Raw genomic sequence first — 17,952 nt, 5'->3', positions numbered from 1 at the left:
ATTTAGGGGTTGAGAGAAGATAATTAATTTCTATATATGATTTTCTTGTCGTGCAAACCAATGAGCTGCACCTAACAAACCTGCATCACCACCTGCCTGAGCGGGAATGATATGAGGTCGATAAAGTTCTGGTTTTTCATTTAGATATTGTTGAATATATTCACAATAATGAGGTGCAAGACCCACACTGCCGCCAATAACCACCGCATCGAGATCTAAGCTAATTGTGAGGTTGGCAATTAATTCTGCGACTGCAGCGGCTGAAGAATGAATAATACTTATTGCATCTTCATTACCGTCAAGTGCCAGTTGATAGACCTGTTGCCCATTACATGGACGCTTAAATAAGGCACTACCAAGTTCACCTATCGCGGTACCTGAGGCCACTTTTTCTATACAACCTTGACGACCACAACCACACACAGGGCCATTAGCATCAACAACCGTATGTCCAATATGACCACTAATACCCCGAGCACCCGTTTGTAATTGTTGATTCAACACTAATCCACCACCGATACCGGTAGAAATAGTAATAAACAACATGTTGTGAGTATTGTTATTAGGCGTTAGCGAAATAAATTCATACCATGCCGCGGCTTGGGCATCGTTCATTGCATATGTCGGTAATTTTGTAATACGCTGAATATCATCAACTAATTCAAATCGATTTAAACCGCCTAAATTAGCGGGATTTAACGCTGTCAAAATACCGTTATTAATGATTCCCGTAGAAGCAATAGCAACAAAATCAGCATTCACGATAAACGGGGTTAATAAAGAGACTAAGGCTGCTGAAAACACCGCGGGCTGTTGTGACTGAGGCGTAGCTATTTGATGACGATCTATAATCTGGTTAGTTGCACAATCCACTAGTGCCGCAGCTATTTTTGTGCCACCAATATCAACCGCTAAACAAACACTCATGCAATATCCTTAACTCGTAATTGATCTGCGGTTGCAGCAGTATTTACCGCTTGTTTAAACCATTCGCAGATATGTTCAATACGCGTAATTGCCGAGCCAACAGTGACGCAGTTCGCTCCCGCAGTCATTGCTTTAGCTGCTAATACTGGTGAGTTATAACGCCCTTCAGCCATCACAAAATAACCACGTTGGTGTAAAGCCATGACAAGCTCTAAGTCAGGTTCAGCAGGCACCTCACCTTCGGTATAACCTGATAATGTTGAACCAATAATGTCGGCACCTAATTGATGGCACATATCCCCATCAGCCAACGTTGCACAATCAGCCATTGCTAAACATCCATGTTGATGAATAGCATTAATTAAATTTTCAACTGTTTCTGGACGTTGGCGTTGCGTACCATCAATCGCAATAATGTCAGCACCAGCTGCAGCAAGATCAGCAACATCTTCTACAAAAGGTGTAATTCTTACTGCTGAGTTATTCAGATCTCGTTTAATAATACCAATAATAGGTACAGCCACATGTGGACGTGTTGCTTGTAAATTTGCAATACCTTCAATACGTAAACCCGCAGCACCACCTAAAACCGATGATTGCGCCATTGCCGATACAATCTGAGGCTGATCCATAGGGCTATCATCAACAGGCTGGCAAGAAGAGATAAAACCATTATTTATATGTGCAAGAAGTGTTTGTGAACGCTTAACCATGATCGTTAGCTCCAAAAATATCAACGTTATGAAGTTTGACTCCATAATGTCGATATCATTGGAGTGACGCAATAATGAACTTTTTAAATAGAGATATATTGCACACTCTTTGCCTAAAATAACCTCAAAATCACGATGTAAATCACAGTTAAAAATAATCAATTCGTTGTGATTAATGTTTAATGAATAACCAGTAAGGCTGCTTTACCCCCATAAAAAAAGGCCACATTTGAATGTGACCTTAATAGTATTTCTGGTAAAGTTTTAATCTAGCGCTTGGGTTGTTTTATACTTCTGCTGCCGTGTATGTTGAGGATTGTCACGAACCAGCAATGTATAAAGCATATCTAATACAAACAGTTGCGTTATTTTAGTACCAATAGAATCCCCTTGCAGTTGCCCCTGACGATTACCATTAATTAATACATAATCAGACAATTCAGCCAACGGCGATAATGGATTATGCGTCAGCGCCACAGTAATTGCGCCACACTCTTTGGCCAATGCTAACGCTTTAATGGTTTCTTTTGACGTTCCGGAATGACTAATACCAATCGCAACATCATCACTGTTTAATAATGCAGCTTTCATATACATAAAATGATTATTGGTTAACGCATCGACATCAAATCCAATCCGCATAAGTTTATTTTTCGCATCTTCTGCAGTAATGCCAGAGGACCCCACGCCAAAAAAATAAATCCGTCTTTGTTGCTGTAAAGCACGAGCCACCGCTTCTAATTCAGAAAAATCTAATAAATTTAATGTTTCACCTAAGACATTATTGATCGTCTGTTGTAACTTTCGACCGATATGTTCAGCATCATCATCTGCGGTTAATTCGGTATCAAGCATGTGCTTCTCAGTATCATGAGGTGTTGCAACCTCAATCGCTAACTTCATCTTAAGATCTTGAAAACCTTTAAAATGGAGTGCCCGACAAAAACGAATAATACTGGCTTCGCCAACGTTAGCTTGCTGAGCGAGTTCTGCAATTGAAAGTTCAGTCACAGGTTGAGGTTGTGCTAAAACATAATCAGCGATTCGACGTGCCGATGGTGTCAAGCTATCACGTAGACTACCTAACGTATCTAAAATTTTACCCACTTGAATTGCATCTGTTACCGCATTCATACGTTATCCTTGCCATTCTTCAGCTTAGGTGGCGATCTTTATTGTATTATCATTATGAAGTTTTACTCCAAAATCAAATCCAATCATCATTTCAATCCAAAATAGCGATAAAAAATATTTTATAAATTTAAAAAATCAATTAATAGCAATAGATCACAGTTTCTATTAAAAGCCCTAAAAGTCGTTTCTTTTTTATTGCCAACCTAAATATCACTTCGTATGATAAAGCAACTCCATAATATTTTTATTTTAGAAGTAAAACTTCACAACAAGGATCTGAGACATGGAAAAGCTAACAGGTTTAATTGCAGCCCCTCATACGCCATTTCTAGCTAACGGTGAAATTGACTATGTCGCCATTGATGCTATTGCTAAGCATCTTATTGATACCAATATTGTGGGTGCTTATGTATTAGGTACGACGGGCGAAGGTATTCATTGCTCTGTGGCAGAGCGTAAAGCAGTTGCAGAACGGTGGGTACAGGCAAGTGCAGGTCAACTAAAACTGATCATTCATACTGGCGCGTTAAGTATTGCCGATACACTAGAGTTAACTCGTCATGCCGATCAATTAGACATCTATGCAACTTCAGCTATCGGCCCATGTTTCTTTAAACCCAATAACGTTACCGATTTAGTTAATTACTGTAAAGCAGTTGCTGACGCTGCTCCTTCTAAAGGATTCTACTACTATCATTCAGAAATGAGTGGCGTAACGGTTGATATGGAACAATTCTTAATTGCTGCTGATAAAGTGATTCCAAATCTATATGGGGTTAAATTTAACAGCACCAATTTATATGAATACCAACGTTGTTTACGTGTTTGTGATAGTAAGTTTGATGTACCATGGGGTGTTGATGAGCATTTCCCTGGCGCATTAGCGGTGGGAGCAATTAGTGCTGTTGGCAGTACTTACAATTATGCAGCGCCTCTTTATCACGACATGATTAATGCTTTTGCTCAAGGTGATCATCAAACGGTGATCAATAAAATGGACAATGTGATTGCACTTATTCGTGTCTTAGTTGAATACGGCGGTGTCGCGGCAGGTAAAACGGCAATGATGCTACATGATATTGATGCAGGTAACCCACGCCTTCCATTACGCACATTAACAACCGAACAAAAACAAGATGTTATATGTAAAATGCGTGATGCCATTTTAGTGGCTTAGTTATTTTTGCTCATATAAAGAAGCCAGCAAATAATTGCTGGCTTCTTTATTTACAGTGTGAATTAAGGCCAATATTACAGTTCAGTATCAATTGGGGTTGAGCGATGAGTATATTCAATATAAAACAAAGTGACAGCAATAAAGGAGGTTAATGCCAATGCTGGAAATAATGAATATTGGGGAATTGTTTGCATTATAAACCCGCCATTCATTGCACCTGAAATCAAAGAACCCCATAAACACAGGTATTGCATCAACCGTTTACGATCACCTTGCCCAACAATTGCCAATGCCAATAGACGACCAATATTAACTAAATATCCAGTCGCATACGTAAGAGGAATTGATTTTTCTATCGTTAACCGTAATGCGATATTTTGCATCCCCATGCCATAACACAGAATAAAATTAATCGCTAAAAAAGGCAGATAAGACTCCATGATAATGGCAAATATCAGCACAACCGAAACGGAAGCCATCACCACACCTCGGTAAAATCGACGCCCAGATAAGGCAATTAATTCGCCAGACATGGAGCCGATAATAAAAATACCCAAGATTGCAATATAAATGGCTGCTTGAGGGCAATCATGATAACTCAGCATCATTCCCATATGAGTCGAATTACCACTCATAAAAGAAGCAAACACGCCATCCTTTAGATGTAAAAAACCAACCGCATCAACAGTGCCAGCAATAAACAATAACAAATATGGCATTAATGATAAAAAGAACCGCCTTTCATTTAACATTTACTCTGCATATCCGACTATATTTCCATATTATGACTATCAGTAAACCCTTAGCACTCTATTAATCAAAGAGGCTATTTACCCTTGCTAATCGCTATTGTAACCAAATATTTCAGCATAGCTAGCAACTTCAGTTTAGTGACGCAAATCACATAATAAAAATAAAAATCTAACCCAATATTATTGGATTTTGATACCAATGATCAGTAAAAAAGGCAGAAGGATGCTATTTTTTGCATTCAAAACAAGGAATTAAAAAACTTAATCGTTCGCATTATATTAATGCAATATTTTGACGTTATTTTATTTAATAAAGAAAAAAATAAGACAACAACAAGCAGAAAAAAGAGGTTAAGAGAGTAGCGACCAAGAGATCATCAATAAAAATAATAAAAGGTGCAATAACATTATGCTGATTTACTGTTATTACACCCTTTGATTTAACTAATTATGCATTTAACATATCAAGCGCAATAGCTTCGGCAACTTTAATACCGTCGATGCCTGCAGATAAAATACCACCCGCATAACCTGCACCTTCACCACCAGGATATAAACCTTTAGTATTAATGCTTTGGAAATCTTTTCCACGTTTAATTTGTACAGGAGAAGATGTACGCGTTTCAACACCGGTTAACATGCTATCAGCATGTGAGAAACCTTTAATCTTTTTATTGAACGCAGGCAATGCTTCACGAATCGCTTCGATAGCATAATCAGGCAAACTGCTGCTTAGATCAGTGAACTTAACATTTGGCTTGTAAGACGGTTCAACATCACCCATTTGGCTAACTGTTTTACCCGCTAAGAAATCACCCACACATTGTGCTGGCGCATCATAGCTACTGCCACCAAGAACATAAGCATTACGCTCTAGCTTACGCTGCAAAGCAATACCTTGCATTGGATCATTAGCAAAGTCTTCAGGTGAAATACCGACAACAATCGCACTGTTAGCATTACGCTCACTACGTGAGTATTGGCTCATACCGTTGGTTACTACTGACTCAAGCTCAGAGGTTGCTGCAACCACAACGCCACCAGGACACATACAGAAACTATAAACTGAACGGCCATTTTTACAGTGGTGAACCAATTTATAATCCGCAGCACCTAATAAAGGATGACCTGCATTTTTACCAAAACGTGCAGCATCAATAGTTTCTTGTTTATGCTCAATACGGAAACCAACTGAAAATGATTGCGCTTCAAGGTGGACACCTTTGTCATGTAACATCTTAAAGGTATCACGCGCACTGTGGCCAATCGCTAATGCAACGTGCTTAGATGGAATTACTTCACCAGTTGATAAAGTAACGCCAATAACTTGATTATCTTCAATATTTATTTCTTCAACGCGAGTTTCAAAACGAATCTCACCGCCAAGTTCAATAATTTTACGACGCATCTTCTCAACCATTGTTACCAATTTGTAGGTACCAATATGTGGCTTACTTAGATAAATAATTTCAGCCGGTGCGCCCGCTGCAACAAATTCTTGCTTTACTTTAAGACCCAGAAAACGAGGATCTTTGACTTGACTGTATAATTTACCGTCAGAGAATGTACCTGCGCCACCTTCACCAAACTGTACATTTGATTCAGTGTTGAGTTCACGCGTACGCCAAAAACGGAAAGTATCTTTTGCACGTTCGTGTACTGATTTTCCGCGCTCTAGAATAATAGGCTTAAATCCCATCTGCGCCAAAATAAGTCCAGTAAATAAGCCACATGGCCCCATACCAATAACAATTGGGCGCTCGGTGATATTTTCAGGCGCTTGAGTCACATATTTATAGCTTGTATCTGGTGATGCTTTCACTTGGTGATCGTTAGCAAACGTCGTTAGTAATTGCTCTTCATCAACGTCTTTTAAAGTGATATCTACAGTGTAAATCAGATAAATATCATTTTTTTTACGGGCATCATAACCACGTTTAAAGACATGAATATCAACTAGTTGGTCTTTATTTATCGATAACTTGTTGATGACAAAATCATGTAAAGCTACTTCACTATGATCTAACGGTAATTTAACTTCATTAATACGTATCATTAAGTCCACTAACTCGATTGGGAATGCAATAAAAATATCTCGGAGAGAATAAACCTAGCCGCAGATGATGGTAGATTTATACCTTAGCCAAGTATTATCTCACAGACTTTAGTGTTTATCCCAATATTTGCATTATATTCGCCTCGAAAACATCACGATAAAAAAACAAAAAGATACCTAGAATCAAAAAAGGCTTATGCCATATGATATAAATATCGGCATAAACCTTATTTTTTAATAACCTATAATAAATTAATAGCTATTATTTCACTAACTGACAATGACCAAATGTTTGCGGGTTGTGAAAGTTAGGTTTAGGTGTTTTGGGATCGATCCATGTCATCCAGCCCATATCCAACTTGCCATCGGCTTGTTGAGAGAACTCTGCCCGCATTAAAGCACACAATAATTGCGTTTGTTGTTTATCCTGCCATAGCGCTAAATCAGTCAATGTTTGCAGTGGTAATTTACCTTCCACAACATAACCGCTATCAGTTAAACTTGCTTTGGTTTCTAGACCTTTCCATGTCCAATGACTGTCTAACGATGCGCGTTTTTTATTGGTCATATCATAGCTTGCTTCTGCACTAAACACGCGCGCTTTAGGATCAATTTCCATGGTGTAATAACGGGATAAGTTAGCATCTTTCGCTAAGAAAATTTCAACCCGATCAGAATCTAAAATTGCTCGCTCAGGATCAGTCCCAATAGCGACATTTGCATCTGTAACTGTGTATTGAAAATAGAGTGAATCTGCATTCCACACCGCCTTAAATTCCGTTGTAGGTGCGGGTGTATCACGCCAAGGAAAGGTAAAATCAGTTAACACTTGGGCTGATTTCCATTCATTATCATGAGCGATACCATCAATAACAGGGGCAACCTTGGTATAATTAATGTTATATACCGCAGCAACAGGTTCAACTGTTGGAGTCACTGTTTCAGCAACCACATGGTAGCTTGTCATACTCGCAGTCACAGCAGCAGCTATGATGACTAACTTATTCATTACAATATCCTTATTTATCGTTTTTCAACTAATCCGCAATGAAGTATAAAAAAGCCGACCTGACGAGCAAATCGGCTTGACGTTACCTAGCTTTCACCAACTTACATTGACGTTATTTTTTTATTTATGACACTAAATCAGCAACAGCGGTGGCTGCTAATAAAAACGCCCCAGCACCGTAGTCAATATTATGTTCAAAGGCGACATCACGTGGGTTAAACGCAGGTAATTGTACCCAACCCATCATGCCGTTATCGTGAATACAGGTTTGTAAGGCCGTCCATGAAGTCTCAACCACTGGCATGTAGATATCAGCGTCAAGGTGACCTTGCTTAATACCCCATGCTAAGCCGTAACAGAACAGCGCTGTAGCACTGCTTTCTGAGGCAGGGAAATTTTCAGGATCGAGTAAACTTGTACGCCAAAAACCATCCGCTTGTTGATATTTAATCACTTCAGCAGCCAGTGAGGTAAATAGCGCCAAATACTTTTCACGCTGTGGGTAATCGGCAGGCATACGGGCTAATAAGCGTGGCACTGCGGCTAATACCCAGCCAATGCCACGGCTCCAGAATACTTTATTACCGTTAGCTTCACGTAATTCACCACCATTACCATCAGGAATATAACGATAATCACGGTAGAATAGCCCTGTTTCAGGATCGAGTAGATGCTCAACTGAATCCCAAAATGCAGTATTCATGTAATCAAGATACTTAGGATCACCTGTGCGTTGGGTTAATGCAGCAAATGCGGGCGGTGCCATAAATAATGAATCACACCACCACCAATCTTTACGACCCGCTTGTGGGCTCTCAACCATAAGATCTAACGCTTTAATGGTTGGCTCTAACGCTTCAATTTGATCAATTAATGGATAAACATCAAGGTAGGCTTGGCAGCAAATATGATCATCAGCAAAACGATCATTAGGCCCAGGACGAAAACCGGTATGGAGAGTATAATTCATTACCCCATCAAGGTATTCATTATCATCCGTTGCTAGCCACGCTGCGGAGACACATGACCAAAATACGCCACGTTCCCAATCCGTATCTTTAATAAAACGGGTTTTACCGCTGCGACGAATCACACTGCGAGTCTGGTGTTGTGCTTGGTAACGATAAACACGCTTCATTGCCGTTAAAATCGTTTCTTTTGAACCTAATGCTGCCATGAACTGCTCTCCTTAGCGTGCTAACCAACCACCATCTACCGCGATGGTGTAACCATTAATGTAATCACTCGCACTTGATGCTAAAAAGACTGCAGGTCCTTCAAGATCAGACGGTAATCCCCAACGATTAGCAGGAATACGCTCTAAAATTGCCGCGTTGCGATCTGCATCGGCACGAAGTGCTTCGGTGTTATCTGTTGCCATATAACCAGGAGCAATTGCATTAACATTAATATTGTATTCAGCAAGTTCAGTGGCTAATGCTCGGGTTAGACCCATAACTGCAGATTTACTTGCGGTGTATGACGGTACGCGAATACCCCCTTGGAAAGATAACATTGAAGCGATATTGATGATCTTGCCGCCATTGCCTTGCTCAACAAAACGTTTAGCAACCGCTTGGGATAAGAAGAACAGGGTCTTTTGGTTAATGTTAATCACATCATCCCAATCACTTTCAGAAAATTGCAGCAGATCTTGACGACGAATAATACCAGCATTGTTAATAAGAATATCAACATGACCCATCACTTCTACCGCTTCTGCAACAATGCTTTCAAGCTTATCTTGCTGCATAAGGTTGGCGGTGATGTAATGGAATTTACGTCCTAATGCTTCAATTTGTGCTTGGGTTTCAGGCGCTGCTTGATGACCAATACCCACAATATCAGCCCCTGCTTTTGCAAGTCCTAATGCCATACCTTGACCAAGACCTGTATTACAACCAGTCACAATCGCAACTTTACCGCTTAAATCAAACATATTCATCGAGTTCTATCCTTGTAAAGTAGCACCAACAATAGCCAGCACTACTTGCTAAATAAATTAACGCTTAACGGTGAAAAACTAAGGCTTATTTAAGATCGCTCATCGCGACATGATCCATATCGTGGAAGGTTTGGTTCTCACCTACCATGCCCCAAATAAAGGTATAAGACGCCGTACCCACACCAGAGTGAATTGACCAACTTGGACTGATCACTGCTTGCTCATTACGCACCACGATATGGCGCGTTTCTTGAGGCTCACCCATGTAATGGAACACGATGTTGTCTTGGCTCATATCAAAGTACAAATACACTTCCATACGACGCTCATGGGTATGACATGGCATGGTATTCCACAAGCTGCCAGCAGCCAGCTCAGTCATGCCCATTAATAGTTGGCAGGTTGGTAACACAGAAGGATGTAAATACTTATAAATCGTGCGAACATTACAGTTTTCTTGGCTACCAATTTGCTCTGGAGATGCATCTTCACGGGTAATTTTACGGGTTGGATAGCTGTGATGAGCAGGCGCACAATTTAAATAGAAACGTGCAGGTTTATCGGCAACGACACTTTCAAAACGAATATCTTGTGCGCCCATGCCAACATAAATAGCTTCGCGTGAGCCAATTTCAAAAGTCTCACCATCAACAATCACTAATCCTGGCGCACCGATATTAATCACACCTAATTCACGACGTTGTAAAAAGTAATCAACACCAATCTCTTTACCACCTTCAAACACAATAGCCGCAGTCGTCGGCACGGCCGCACCCACAATAATGCGATCGATATGGCTATAAGTAAGATTAATTTCACCGGCTTGAAACATATTTTCAATTAAGAATTGCTCACGAATACCCGCAGTATCTAATTGCTTGGCATGCTGACTATGAATTGGTTGACGAATTTCCATGAAAAACCTCTTAAATCATTACATTATTCAGTATCCATACCATCAAAATACGGCATAAATACTGACGAATTATTGCTATTGATGCGATGTTGGGTAATACCACTCACCGTCAATTAACGTTGCTTGAATTTCAAATTGCGTATTAAGCACGGTAAAGCTGGCGTTGTAGCCTGTTGCTATCGCACCTAATTGATGATCAATGCCTAAATATTTTGCAGGCACAGCGGTTGCCATCTGAATCGCTTCCCACTCAGGAATATTGGCTAACATAACCATATTGCGAATGGCTTGATCTAAACTACACGTGCTTCCTGCCAAAGAGCCATCATCAGTACGCGCTTCACCATTGGTCACGTTAACCATCTGCGCACCAAGTTGGTACTTGCCATCATCAAGGCCACCAGCACGCATACAGTCAGTAATTAATGCCATGCCTTGATAGCCTTTGATACGATAAGCAAGTTGCATCATCACCGGGTGAACATGAATACCATCAGCAATCAGTTCAACTAGCATATCGTGATAAAGCACCGCCCCTGCACAACCGGGTTCTCGATGATGTAAGCCACTCATACCGTTAAATAAATGCACACCACAATCCGCTCCATGTTGGTGCGCTTGGGTTACTTGTTCAAAATTGGCATTGGTATGTGCTATCGAAGTTTTAATGCCGTTATCGGTTAACCATTGAATCGCTTCATTAGCGCCGTCATACTCTGGTGCTAACGCAACGCGTAATAATGAATCTGCAGCCACTTCTTTTAATTCTGCTAACGCCACAATGGTTGGCGCGGTTAAGTATTGAGTTGGGTGTGAACCACGGTGAGTTGCAGTAAAATAAGGTCCTTCAAGAAAGCTACCTAATAACGTGGCACCTTGTTGTGGCTGCTCACAGTAATTACGCACCACCTGTAAAGCCGAAACAATATTCTGCCACGGTGCGGTAACGGTTGTTCCAACCCATGCCACTACGCCTGTAGCAGGTAATGCTTGAGCTATGGTTTGTAAAGCTTGTGGTGTTGCATCCATAACATCAGCGCCTGCACGGCCATGAATATGAATATCGATAAAACCAGGGACTAATGTTTGATCTTCTAATTCAATCACTTCACAATCAAAAGGTCGGCTATCAGTAACGCATTCAACCTTACCGCTATTCACTACAACATAGTGGTTATAACGGATCCCTGTGGGGGTGAATATACGCTGTGGATGAAGTGCAAAACGCATAATTACAGTCCGTCTTCACATTCAAGTTCAGCTGATTGCGTCATCATATTATTAAGCTCACGACGCATGTCTTTCATGCATGACATACCAATATCAAGCAAGGTATCAACAAGATCGGTTAGATCAGCATCATCACGCTCAAAGGCAGCATTGGCGATCATCGGTAAATTCGCACCACCAATAAGTTCAACATTAGGGGTGTCCATCACAATAGCTAGGGCGCGATTGGCAGGAGAACCACCAGGAATATCAGTTAAAAACAACACTCCATCACCGCTATCCACATCCGCAGCCGCTTGGCGTAAAGCCTGTTCTAGCTCATCGGTAGACATGGTTTCAACAAAATCTACATATGTCATTTGTTCTTGCTCACCCGCGATAGCACGAACAGCCGACTCCATACCTGATGCAAAGTTAATATGCCCTGAAACAACGATACCAATCATGATTCTTTCCTTGAATATAAGGGGGGAACGATGCCCCCCTTGAGACTATTGATAATGACAAATATCAATACAAAACAATTTATTAACTACAAAATACCGATTAGATGGCCTATTACACCTGCCGCTAGTGTGCTGAAAATCAACACTGGAGGCTTAGCCCAGAATCCTGTACCTTTCACCATTTTAAGCATGAAGAACACCAGCATCAGTGGCAGAATATTCGGCATCACTTTGTCAAATAATGCGGTCTGTAAATCCACCACCTTCCCTCCCAGTTCGAGGCTGAGGGTGGTCTGCACCTTGATAAAGGTCGCGGAAAGCGCACCAATAACAAAGATACCCATAATATTGGCGGCTTTTGCCAATTTCTCGGTTGAATCGCTCATGTTAACCATCGCGGCAGTACCCGCTTTGTAACCCATGAACATCAAGCCAAAGTAAACCGCAAAGTGAACAATTTGGTATAAGAAGAAGAACACAAATGGACCAGCAATAGACCCTTCCATTGCAATTGACGCACCTAATGCAAGCGTTAATGGCATCAATGTCATGTGGTCGATAGCATCACCAATACCACCTGTTGGTCCCATTCCCGCCACTTTCATTACGTTAACGGTTGATGGTTTTTCTTTGTTCTCTTCCATCGCAATTGCTGTACCTAATAAGAAGGTAAACAGCTTAGGTGAAGCATTGAAAAACTGCAGATGGTTCTTTAATGCTTTCGCCAAATCCGCTTTATTATCACCATGGATTTTCTTCAGTGCAGGAATAATTGAGTAAGCAAAACCACCCGCTTGCATACGTTCAAAGTTGAAGTTACCTTCCATGAATAAACCACGGATTGCACACATCCACAGGTCTTTCTTGGTGATCACTTTTTGTGGCGTGGTATCTTCATATGCATCGATATCATCAACCAAATTGATATGTTCTTGCGTGTTTTTATCGCGAAGTGTTCCCGCTGTGATATCAGATGCCATCTTCAAATTCCTCTGCTTGGTTGTTAGAGCCGCCGTTGTTTGAACCGCTAAAGAAGTAGTACAGTGCTGCAATTGAAGCACCGATTATTGCAACCGCCATAATGGGTAGTTTTAAGTAAGTTGTCATAACGAAGCCAATAAAGAACACCCCTGCCACTTCTTTTGACCACATGATTTTCAACAACATCGCAAAACCAATCGCAGGAACCATCTTGGCACCAATACCTAAGCCTTCTAATAATGCTTTTGGTGCATTTTCATCAATCCAAGTTGCTGCATGTTCACCAAAGTAAACTGTGATAAAAGCGACGAAGGCATACAACAATGCACGTAATGAGATCGTTGTAATCAGAAGCTTATCAATACCAGCAGAATCACCACGCTCTGCAAAGCTATCAGCTTTACCCATTGTGAATGATGTCATTGCAAAGAAACCGATAACCAACATCTGCATCATTACTGCAATCGGCATACCTACGCCCATTGCCACTTCTGCTGATTGACCCGTCATCACTGCAAACGCAACCGCAGCAATCGTACCCATTGTTACATCGGGTGGCTGAGCACCCGCATTAGGCACTAGACCTAACCAAGCAAGTTCTAATGTCGCACCTGCAATCAAACCAATTTGCATATCACCCATGATCAAGCCCACAACTGGACCTGTAATAAGCGGACGGTGAATATTCAATGCAACATCGTATTTATCGATACCGCAGAAAAATGCCCACACCGCTACTAACGCAGCTTCTAAAAACATGATTTATTCCTTTTTACACGTTTGGCGTTTGACTATCGCGATTTAAGCAGCGCTGGTAGCCAGTTCAAGTACATTGATTGGTTTCTGATCAGGCGTATTTTGAATGGTACAAGTTACCCCTTTTGCAACCATGCGTTCAAAAGCATTAATATCTTTATCATCAACGGAAACTGTCTTATGAATCTGACGCTTACCTTCGTGGTAGTGCATATTACCGACATTACAATGGGCAATGGGCACACCACCTTCAACTAACCGAGCAACGTCAGTTGGGTTATTACATAAAATAAAAATCTTTTGTTGAGGAGAAGCCTTACCGATGACATCAATTGTTTTTTGGATTGAGAAGAAACGCACTGCGTATTCCCCTCCCGCTGATGCTTTCATTCCAGCTTGCATAAAAGCCGCGTTAGGACCATCTGCTGCATCGTCATTAGCCACTAAAATAAGATTAGCGCCTGAATGTTTACCCCAAGTAATACGAATTTGACCATGTAACAAACGTTCATCAATTCGTGTCCATACAATATTTGGCGTTGTCATGACTGTTCTACCTTTCGTAATTATTTAAATTAATTAGATAAATCGTGAATAGTAACTCCTTGTACTACACGGTTTACTTCACCAGTAGGACATGGGTTATCAGGTGTATTTCCTAACGCTAGCGCACGATGAAAAGCATACATTTGCGCATATAGCATATAAGGGAAAAGTAATTCGATGTCCGTTGCGGCTTCCATGCTAGAAACGCGAATAACATCAGCACGTGTTTCAATCTCATCCGCTTGTGCTGTAATCGCTACCACTTGCGCAGCAATATTATCGCGGCAAATTTCAGCTAACAGATCAAGGTCATATTTACGGGTATATGAATCGTTACTAATGAACACCACAATCATCGTGTTCTGATTAACAATCGATTTTGGTCCGTGGCGGAACCCTAATGGCGAATCGTATGTAGCGACAACTTTGCCAGCGGTTAACTCAAGAAGTTTCAATGCCGACTCTTGAGCTAATCCTTGTAAACCACCACTGCCTAAATAAATAACCCGCTCTAGTTTCTGATCAGCAGTATCCTTTATTTGGCTATTCAAATCTTTGATCAAACCCACAGAACACTTACAAATGCTTTCGATTTCTTTCGTGTAATCGTTGCCATACATTAAAATCGAAAAAGCAGCCAGCATCATTGATGAAAAACTTGATGTCATGGCAAAAGATTGATCATTGGTCTCGGCTGGCATCAGAAGTGCAAGTGATTGCTTATCATTGTCGCAACACTTGTATAACTTTCCATCAGCATTACAGGTCAGTACTAAATGAAAACATTCGGTTAATGTTTGATTGGCAAGTTCAACCGCAGCCACACTTTCAGGGCTATTGCCAGAGCGGGCAAACGACACCAATAACGTAGGAATATTTTCGGCAAAACACTGCTTAGGATTAGAAACAATATCAGTGGTTGACATCGCTTCAACGCGACGTTGTAAACGCTGAGTCAACCCTAACGCTAATGAACGTCCGGCAAAGGCAGACGTACCTGCTCCCGTTAAAACGATGCGCAGATTTGGGTAACTATAGACATGGTCCATAAAGTGCTTAATTTGTGGTTCACACTCACGCGTAATTGCAGCTGTTTGCGCCCAACAAGCGGGTTGTTGATTGATTTCTTTCGCTGTCCAATAACCAGATAAACGTTCTAATTCAGCGACTGAATAACCTAAATATTGTTCCATGTGTTTAAACCTCTGCGATTAATTTTTCAGTACATGCTTGAGAGTAAGCACGTAAAACTTGACGAATAGTGTCTAATACCAACGCTTTAGGGTCTGATGAGATTAAGCCTTCACGCAGATGTTGAAATTGCTGTGGCATATATTGACTAAGAAGGGGTAACGGAATATCAACTCGAGATAAATTTCTAAATAAGGTTGCTTGGGCTTGATTAATCACACTATCAGGCCAGTAATAACGCATGCGATCACTAAAGCTAAAGCAACGTGAGAAGCGTTGCTCTGATTCGTTACCATGATAGTATTTTTGCCAATGCTGTGGCGCTTCACACATTTGTGCTTCAATGCATTCTCTTAAATTTGAGCAATGCGCCTTAGGAATAATTTCAGCTTCTATTTCACATAAATTAAATAACGCTTCGCGCATAGCAAAAGTTAAAGCTGGGCCCACTTTTAAAATTGCAAAGTGGTCTTGTACTAATTGACGATAAGCGGCATGAGTTTGATAGTCTGTCGAGTGCGCTTCAAATACCATATGGGGAAAATTATCAACCACGCCACTTAATTGATTCGCTTTCTCTGGGCAATAATCAATAACACCAGTATGATCAAATTCAACCCCAGGTTGCACCACTAAACCAACCACACGCGCCCAACAATCGGCAATACCAGCCTCAGTAAATGCACGTTGATGAGTTTCGATTGTTTTCATTGCGGCTTGCGGAGAGGTAACTTCAACAGTATTTAATGTTTCAGCTGCGCCACCAGGTACAGGAACTTCAGTACCAATGACATACACTAAATCACTATAGCCAAAAGATGCTATCGCTGTTTTTTCAGCTATAGCCCCCAAACGAGCGGCACGTTCAGCAACGATATCATCAGAAAGAGGCATCGGATCATCAGCACAAGACATGCTGCAATCGAGGTGGATTTTCTTAAAACCAGCAGCAACATAAGCAGCAATTAAATCATCGGCATTCACCATCGCATCAGTTGCAGTAAGGTGTTGCCAGCGATTAGGGCCTAAATGATCGCCACCTAAAATAAGATTTTCGGTAGGAAAATTGAATTTTTCAGCCATGGCTAATACAAAGTGACGAAAATCAATGGGTGTCATTCCGGTGTAACCACCAAATTGATCAACTTGATTTGACGTCGCTTCGATTAATAAAACTGAATTGTCGTCCAACGCTTGAGAAAATGCCGCTTCAATAACCAGCGGGTGTGCAGAGCAAACAGCATAAATACCATTGTTGCCGCCTGCTTTATGACGTTGAACGAGAGTTTGTAGCGTGTTCATTCATTAACTCCACAATCATCATCTGTGATGTGATCATGGAGTTAAGTCAGTCAGTGCTCTTTTTCGACAATAATAACTTCTACTTTCATTTCACGAAGACCAGCTAAATAATCTTCAGGAATATCTGCATCTGTTACTAAGATATCAATATTTCCAAATTCACGAATCATGTGACAGCTACGTTTACCAAATTTGGTTGAATCAGCTACCGCAATCACTTGTTCAGAAATTTCACACATTAAACGATTGAGGCTTGCCTCTTGTTCACTGTGCGTAGTGATACCAGCTCGCAAGTCAAAGCCATCGACCCCTAGAAAAACTTTATCAAAACGAAAGTTCTTAAGGCCGGCTTCTGCTAGTGAGCCCGAAAAAGATAACGCTTCTTTACGAAGTACGCCACCTGACATTAACACTTCAACACCGGGTGCTGAAGCCAACTCCATAGCCACATCCAGACCATTAGTCATGACAACAACATTTTCCATGCTTTTTAAGCTGGCTGCGATTTCACGCGTTGTTGTCCCTGAATCTAAAATCACAGTGTCACCATGATGAATAAGCTTGGCAGCAGCTTGGCCAAGGAGAGATTTAACTCCCGCATTATGCCGACGCTTTTCATGAATAGTTAATTCAGCAATCACACCTGAGTTAGGAATTGCTGCACCATGAGAGCGCACAACATAACCATTCTTTTCCAAGAAGCTCAGATCACTGCGAATAGTGACACTGGATACATTAAATTTTTCAGCGAGATCCTCGACACGGGCTTTTCCTTCTAGATTCACCACGTTGACGATTTCCATTCGCCTTTCAATTGCACTTTTCACTTTTGTCTCCTTGTGAAATCAACCAAAATTACTTTCACTTGATT

The 17,952-nt window shown here is 41.0% G+C and carries 18 protein-coding genes; 1 reads left to right on the top strand and 17 read right to left on the bottom strand.

All coding sequences use genetic code 11. The annotated features are described in order from the left end of the window. Positions 1 to 30: 30 nt before the first annotated feature. The 3 genes from ACJZU6_RS16920 to ACJZU6_RS16910 form a co-directional block, all read right to left on the bottom strand. Positions 31 to 927 (bottom strand): N-acetylmannosamine kinase, encoded by an 897-nt coding sequence (locus tag ACJZU6_RS16920; RefSeq protein WP_408901467.1) that lies wholly within the window; start codon positions 925 to 927, stop codon positions 31 to 33. Beyond that, complete coding sequence (locus ACJZU6_RS16915; RefSeq protein WP_408901466.1) at positions 924 to 1,640, bottom strand: N-acetylmannosamine-6-phosphate 2-epimerase; 717 nt, start codon at positions 1,638 to 1,640, stop codon at positions 924 to 926. The genes ACJZU6_RS16920 and ACJZU6_RS16915 overlap by 4 nt, the downstream gene beginning before the upstream one ends. 264 nt (positions 1,641 to 1,904) lie before the next feature. Continuing rightward, on the bottom strand, positions 1,905 to 2,774 hold the full coding sequence (locus tag ACJZU6_RS16910) for a MurR/RpiR family transcriptional regulator (RefSeq protein ID WP_408901465.1): 870 nt from the start codon (positions 2,772 to 2,774) through the stop codon (positions 1,905 to 1,907). Positions 2,775 to 3,057: 283 nt separating this feature from the next. Between ACJZU6_RS16910 and ACJZU6_RS16905 the strand changes: the two genes are divergently transcribed. Next, entirely contained in the window at positions 3,058 to 3,951 is an 894-nt protein-coding gene (locus tag ACJZU6_RS16905) for a dihydrodipicolinate synthase family protein (RefSeq protein ID WP_408901464.1), read from the top strand. 74 nt (positions 3,952 to 4,025) lie between these two features. Here the strand turns inward: ACJZU6_RS16905 and ACJZU6_RS16900 are convergent, their stop codons facing one another. From ACJZU6_RS16900 to agaR, 14 genes are all read right to left on the bottom strand, one after another. Next, positions 4,026 to 4,703 (bottom strand): YoaK family protein, encoded by a 678-nt coding sequence (locus ACJZU6_RS16900; protein WP_080156395.1) that lies wholly within the window; start codon positions 4,701 to 4,703, stop codon positions 4,026 to 4,028. Positions 4,704 to 5,151: 448 nt separating this feature from the next. Then, positions 5,152 to 6,759 (bottom strand): NAD(P)/FAD-dependent oxidoreductase, encoded by a 1,608-nt coding sequence (locus ACJZU6_RS16895; protein ID WP_408901463.1) that lies wholly within the window; start codon positions 6,757 to 6,759, stop codon positions 5,152 to 5,154. 262 nt (positions 6,760 to 7,021) lie between these two features. After that, positions 7,022 to 7,768, bottom strand: a complete 747-nt coding sequence (locus tag ACJZU6_RS16890; protein WP_408901462.1) for a carbohydrate-binding family 9-like protein — start codon at positions 7,766 to 7,768, stop codon at positions 7,022 to 7,024. A gap of 124 nt (positions 7,769 to 7,892) precedes the next feature. Beyond that, positions 7,893 to 8,945 carry a glycoside hydrolase family 105 protein gene (locus tag ACJZU6_RS16885; RefSeq protein ID WP_408901461.1) on the bottom strand — a complete coding sequence of 351 codons (1,053 nt, stop codon included), beginning with the start codon at positions 8,943 to 8,945 and terminating at the stop codon, positions 7,893 to 7,895. Positions 8,946 to 8,957: 12 nt separating this feature from the next. Further along, on the bottom strand, positions 8,958 to 9,713 hold the full coding sequence (kduD, locus tag ACJZU6_RS16880; protein WP_080156399.1) for a 2-dehydro-3-deoxy-D-gluconate 5-dehydrogenase KduD: 756 nt from the start codon (positions 9,711 to 9,713) through the stop codon (positions 8,958 to 8,960). A gap of 85 nt (positions 9,714 to 9,798) precedes the next feature. Next, a complete protein-coding gene (gene kduI, locus ACJZU6_RS16875; RefSeq protein WP_107276654.1) occupies positions 9,799 to 10,629 on the bottom strand; it encodes a 5-dehydro-4-deoxy-D-glucuronate isomerase in 831 nt (276 codons plus the stop codon). A 75-nt stretch (positions 10,630 to 10,704) separates the two neighbouring features. Beyond that, entirely contained in the window at positions 10,705 to 11,859 is a 1,155-nt protein-coding gene (gene nagA / locus ACJZU6_RS16870) for an N-acetylglucosamine-6-phosphate deacetylase (protein ID WP_408901460.1), read from the bottom strand. A gap of 2 nt (positions 11,860 to 11,861) precedes the next feature. After that, the gene (gene agaF / locus ACJZU6_RS16865; protein WP_080156402.1) at positions 11,862 to 12,305 is read right to left on the bottom strand and encodes a PTS galactosamine/N-acetylgalactosamine transporter subunit IIA; all 444 of its coding nucleotides are present in this window, start codon (positions 12,303 to 12,305) and stop codon (positions 11,862 to 11,864) included. Positions 12,306 to 12,391: 86 nt separating this feature from the next. Continuing rightward, entirely contained in the window at positions 12,392 to 13,285 is an 894-nt protein-coding gene (locus ACJZU6_RS16860) for a PTS system mannose/fructose/sorbose family transporter subunit IID (RefSeq protein ID WP_107276656.1), read from the bottom strand. Further along, positions 13,275 to 14,045, bottom strand: a complete 771-nt coding sequence (gene agaW, locus ACJZU6_RS16855; protein ID WP_080156404.1) for a PTS N-acetylgalactosamine transporter subunit IIC — start codon at positions 14,043 to 14,045, stop codon at positions 13,275 to 13,277. The genes ACJZU6_RS16860 and agaW overlap by 11 nt, the downstream gene beginning before the upstream one ends. A 42-nt stretch (positions 14,046 to 14,087) precedes the next feature. Continuing rightward, positions 14,088 to 14,588, bottom strand: coding sequence for a PTS N-acetylgalactosamine transporter subunit IIB (agaV, locus tag ACJZU6_RS16850; protein ID WP_080156405.1), 501 nt, complete (start codon positions 14,586 to 14,588; stop codon positions 14,088 to 14,090). A 29-nt stretch (positions 14,589 to 14,617) separates the two neighbouring features. Further along, positions 14,618 to 15,781, bottom strand: coding sequence for an SIS domain-containing protein (locus ACJZU6_RS16845; RefSeq protein WP_107276657.1), 1,164 nt, complete (start codon positions 15,779 to 15,781; stop codon positions 14,618 to 14,620). Between the two features lie 4 nt (positions 15,782 to 15,785). Next, entirely contained in the window at positions 15,786 to 17,081 is a 1,296-nt protein-coding gene (gene kbaZ, locus ACJZU6_RS16840; protein WP_080156407.1) for a tagatose-bisphosphate aldolase subunit KbaZ, read from the bottom strand. 50 nt (positions 17,082 to 17,131) lie between these two features. After that, entirely contained in the window at positions 17,132 to 17,908 is a 777-nt protein-coding gene (gene agaR / locus ACJZU6_RS16835) for a transcriptional repressor AgaR (RefSeq protein ID WP_080156408.1), read from the bottom strand. Positions 17,909 to 17,952 lie beyond the last annotated feature (44 nt).

The organism is Photobacterium piscicola, from assembly GCF_046058925.1.
GTDB classification, from domain to species: domain Bacteria; phylum Pseudomonadota; class Gammaproteobacteria; order Enterobacterales; family Vibrionaceae; genus Photobacterium; species Photobacterium piscicola.
This window is presented reverse-complemented; position numbering and strand designations above follow the sequence as displayed.

Coding starts and splice junctions, on each gene's coding strand:
- ACJZU6_RS16920 (WP_408901467.1), bottom strand. CDS start 927: ATGAGTGTTTGTTTAGCGGTTGATATTGGTGGCACAAAAATAGCTGCG.
- ACJZU6_RS16915 (WP_408901466.1), bottom strand. CDS start 1,640: ATGGTTAAGCGTTCACAAACACTTCTTGCACATATAAATAATGGTTTT.
- ACJZU6_RS16910 (WP_408901465.1), bottom strand. CDS start 2,774: ATGAATGCGGTAACAGATGCAATTCAAGTGGGTAAAATTTTAGATACG.
- ACJZU6_RS16905 (WP_408901464.1), top strand. CDS start 3,058: ATGGAAAAGCTAACAGGTTTAATTGCAGCCCCTCATACGCCATTTCTA.
- ACJZU6_RS16900 (WP_080156395.1), bottom strand. CDS start 4,703: ATGTTAAATGAAAGGCGGTTCTTTTTATCATTAATGCCATATTTGTTA.
- ACJZU6_RS16895 (WP_408901463.1), bottom strand. CDS start 6,759: ATGATACGTATTAATGAAGTTAAATTACCGTTAGATCATAGTGAAGTA.
- ACJZU6_RS16890 (WP_408901462.1), bottom strand. CDS start 7,768: ATGAATAAGTTAGTCATCATAGCTGCTGCTGTGACTGCGAGTATGACA.
- ACJZU6_RS16885 (WP_408901461.1), bottom strand. CDS start 8,945: ATGGCAGCATTAGGTTCAAAAGAAACGATTTTAACGGCAATGAAGCGT.
- kduD (WP_080156399.1), bottom strand. CDS start 9,713: ATGAATATGTTTGATTTAAGCGGTAAAGTTGCGATTGTGACTGGTTGT.
- kduI (WP_107276654.1), bottom strand. CDS start 10,629: ATGGAAATTCGTCAACCAATTCATAGTCAGCATGCCAAGCAATTAGAT.
- nagA (WP_408901460.1), bottom strand. CDS start 11,859: ATGCGTTTTGCACTTCATCCACAGCGTATATTCACCCCCACAGGGATC.
- agaF (WP_080156402.1), bottom strand. CDS start 12,305: ATGATTGGTATCGTTGTTTCAGGGCATATTAACTTTGCATCAGGTATG.
- ACJZU6_RS16860 (WP_107276656.1), bottom strand. CDS start 13,285: ATGGCATCTGATATCACAGCGGGAACACTTCGCGATAAAAACACGCAA.
- agaW (WP_080156404.1), bottom strand. CDS start 14,045: ATGTTTTTAGAAGCTGCGTTAGTAGCGGTGTGGGCATTTTTCTGCGGT.
- agaV (WP_080156405.1), bottom strand. CDS start 14,588: ATGACAACGCCAAATATTGTATGGACACGAATTGATGAACGTTTGTTA.
- ACJZU6_RS16845 (WP_107276657.1), bottom strand. CDS start 15,781: ATGGAACAATATTTAGGTTATTCAGTCGCTGAATTAGAACGTTTATCT.
- kbaZ (WP_080156407.1), bottom strand. CDS start 17,081: ATGAACACGCTACAAACTCTCGTTCAACGTCATAAAGCAGGCGGCAAC.